This window comes from Stenotrophomonas pictorum JCM 9942 (assembly GCF_001310775.1).
Lineage (GTDB): Bacteria > Pseudomonadota > Gammaproteobacteria > Xanthomonadales > Xanthomonadaceae > Stenotrophomonas > Stenotrophomonas pictorum.
The window spans coordinates 1-2481 of record NZ_BAZI01000387.1; the positions used below are offsets into that span (position 1 = coordinate 1).

Here is a 2481-nt window from a genome sequence, read left to right on the forward strand (position 1 = left end):
GCCGAGCGTCGCCGCCTGATGCAGTCGGCCAATCCGCGCTATGTGCTGCGCAACTGGCTGGCGCAGGAGGCCATCGACCTTGCCGAACAGGGCGATCTGGCCGGTATCACGGAGCTGCTGGAAGTGATGCGGCATCCTTATGACGAGCAGCCCGGTCGCGAGGCCTATGCCCGCCGGCGCCCGGAATGGGCGCGCGAACGCGCCGGTTGCTCGATGCTCTCCTGCAGTTCCTGAACCCCTTTTCCCTGGATTGTTATGACCTCTGCCTATCCCGAATGGAGTCGCGCGATCCGCGACGTCGCCGATTTCCCCAAGCCGGGCATCCTGTTCAAGGACATCCTCCCGTTGCTGGGTGATGGTGCCTGCTTGCGTGCGGCCGTCCAGGCCATGGCCGCGCCGTGGCGTGACGCCGGTCTGCATGCGGTGCTGGGTGTGGAGGCGCGCGGTTTCATTCTCGGCACCGCGCTGGCCCTGGAGCTTGGGGTGGGCTTTGTGCCGGTGCGCAAGCCCGGCAAGCTGCCGGGTGCGACGTTGAAGCAGGAATACGCGCTGGAATACGGCACCGATCGCATCGAGGTCAGCGTCGGCGCCACGCCGCCGGGCGCGCGGGTGCTGCTGGTGGACGACGTGCTGGCTACCGGGGGCACCTTGTTTGCCGCCTTGCAGCTGGCGGCCCTGCTCGAGGCCCAGGTTGTCGGTGGCGCGGTACTGGTGGAGCTGGACGGCCTGGGCGGCCGTCAGCGCTGGCCTGACGGTTTGCCGCTGACCGCTACGCTGGTCTACTGAACACCTTGTCCCTGTCTGCGGAGTTCCCGATGCCGACCTTGCGTGAGCTGCTGTCTTGCTTTGACGTAGAAGAAGGGCTGCTGCTCCCCGACAGTTGGCGCCAGGGACGTACCGCCTACGGCGGCATTGTCAGCGCGTTGGGTGTCGCGGCGGCGATGCAACGCCACGCCGGCGCGTTGCCGCCGTTGCGCTCGATGCAGGTGACCTTCATCGGTCCGGCCGCTGGCCTGCTGCGCTTCATGCCGACGGTGCTGCGTGAGGGCAGGTCGGTGGTGAATGTCGGGGTGGATGTGTACGCGGACGAGGACGAGGCCCTGGCGGCACGCTTGTCGCTGGTGTTCGGCCGCGCCCGCGAAAGCGCGATTGCGCATGATTTCGGTGGCGAGCTGCCGGCCCGGGGGCCTGGTGCGTACCGCGATTTGGATATGGCGGCGATGCCGTTCGCGCCAGCGTTTACCCGGAACTTCCAGATGCGTCCTGCCGGAGGCGCCATGCCGGTATCGGGCGCGGAAATTCCGGAGTTGCTGACCTGGGTCCGCCATCGCGATGCCACCGGGGTCGACCCTGCCTTGGCGCTGATTGCGATGGGCGATGCGATGCCGCCGGCCGCGTTCACCGGCTTCACCGTCGCCGCGCCGATCAGCTCGATCACCTGGAATGCCGAACTCCTGGATCCGGCGCCACAGGGCGAATGGTTCCTGCTGCGCTCCTTCAGCCAGCACGCGCGCGAGGGTTACTCGTCGCAGGACATGCAGGTCTTGGATGAACAGGGGCGGGTGGTGATGCGTGGCCGGCAGAGTGTGGCGGTGTTTGCCTGATGCGCGCCGCGCGGGTGTCGGGTGGACTGGCGTTGCTGCTGGCGCTGCTTGGCTGGAGTGCGTGGTTCGCCGTCTGCAACAGGTATGAATTCGCTCCGCCGTTGGACCCGCTGGCGTTTGCCTGTGGCTGGCTGCTCAGCGCGATACTGGCAGGGCGTGTGCTGCGCCGCGTCGCCTGGCCGTTATTTGCGCAGGCCAGTTGCATCGGTATGTACCTGCTGCTGATCCACCGCGGCATGGGCGAGGGGGCGGCGCAGGTGCTGTTTCTGGCGGCCAGCGTGGCGGTCGTTGCGGCGGCGTTTCGGACGACGACTCGCGTGTCCGATGCCTGAAGCAGGTTCGGCACCTGTGCTGGACGTCGCCAGCGGTCAGTGCGCTCGATACAAATGCCGGCAACATCGGGCCGATGCCTTGACGGCCAATACCCCTGCCGGGTGCGGCGGCGCCAAGGGTGGGCGAATCTGCTGCAAACCGTACACACCACATGCCACGGAAATTCCGTGGCATGTGTATCACCCGGCAATGCTGGAAGAGCGGGTGTCGGGCCGGGAACAGACGTGCGCGCCCGGACGCCCCGGTGCCTGTTTACATCTTGCGTACGCGGAAACGCTTGCCTTTGATCTTGCCGGCTTCCAGCCGCGCTACGGCGTTGTTGGCCTGCTCGCGGGTGATGGCGACGTAGGATCGTGTGGCGAAAATGTCGATCTTTCCGATCGCCCTGGCTGACAGCCCGGCCTCCCCGGTCAGCGCACCCAGGATGTCACCGGCGCGCAGCTTGTCGGTCTTGCCGCCGTCGATGCGCAGCGTGGTCATCGCCGCCTGCGGCAGCTGTGCCGGGCGGGCGGTGGCCAGGGGTGTCTTCTGCCAGTTCAGCGCA

The 2481-nt window shown here is 67.2% G+C and carries 4 protein-coding genes and 1 pseudogene; 4 read left to right on the forward strand and 1 reads right to left on the reverse strand.

The window, feature by feature from the left end:
• From JCM9942_RS14070 to JCM9942_RS14085, 4 genes and pseudogenes are all read left to right on the forward strand, one after another.
• A pseudogene (locus JCM9942_RS14070) lies at window positions 1–234 on the forward strand (hypothetical protein); the annotation flags it as partial.
• A gap of 21 nt (window positions 235–255) precedes the next feature.
• Window positions 256–786 (forward strand): adenine phosphoribosyltransferase, encoded by a 531-nt coding sequence (locus JCM9942_RS14075; RefSeq protein WP_054660453.1) that lies wholly within the window; start codon window positions 256–258, stop codon window positions 784–786.
• A gap of 29 nt (window positions 787–815) precedes the next feature.
• Window positions 816–1604 carry a thioesterase family protein gene (locus JCM9942_RS14080; protein WP_054660455.1) on the forward strand — a complete coding sequence of 263 codons (789 nt, stop codon included), beginning with the start codon at window positions 816–818 and terminating at the stop codon, window positions 1602–1604.
• 32 nt (window positions 1605–1636) lie between these two features.
• Complete coding sequence (locus tag JCM9942_RS14085; protein ID WP_157722943.1) at window positions 1637–1936, forward strand: hypothetical protein; 300 nt, start codon at window positions 1637–1639, stop codon at window positions 1934–1936.
• Between the two features lie 253 nt (window positions 1937–2189).
• On the opposite strand, the gene JCM9942_RS14090 is transcribed toward JCM9942_RS14085, so the two are convergent.
• A partial coding sequence (locus tag JCM9942_RS14090; RefSeq protein WP_172675127.1) for a DbpA RNA binding domain-containing protein occupies window positions 2190–2481 on the reverse strand: 292 nt, incomplete at its 5' end.

Excerpts from the sequence above, each read along its gene's own strand:
- JCM9942_RS14075 (WP_054660453.1), top strand. The coding sequence starts at position 256 with ATGACCTCTGCCTATCCCGAATGGAGTCGCGCGATCCGCGACGTCGCC.
- JCM9942_RS14080 (WP_054660455.1), top strand. The coding sequence starts at position 816 with ATGCCGACCTTGCGTGAGCTGCTGTCTTGCTTTGACGTAGAAGAAGGG.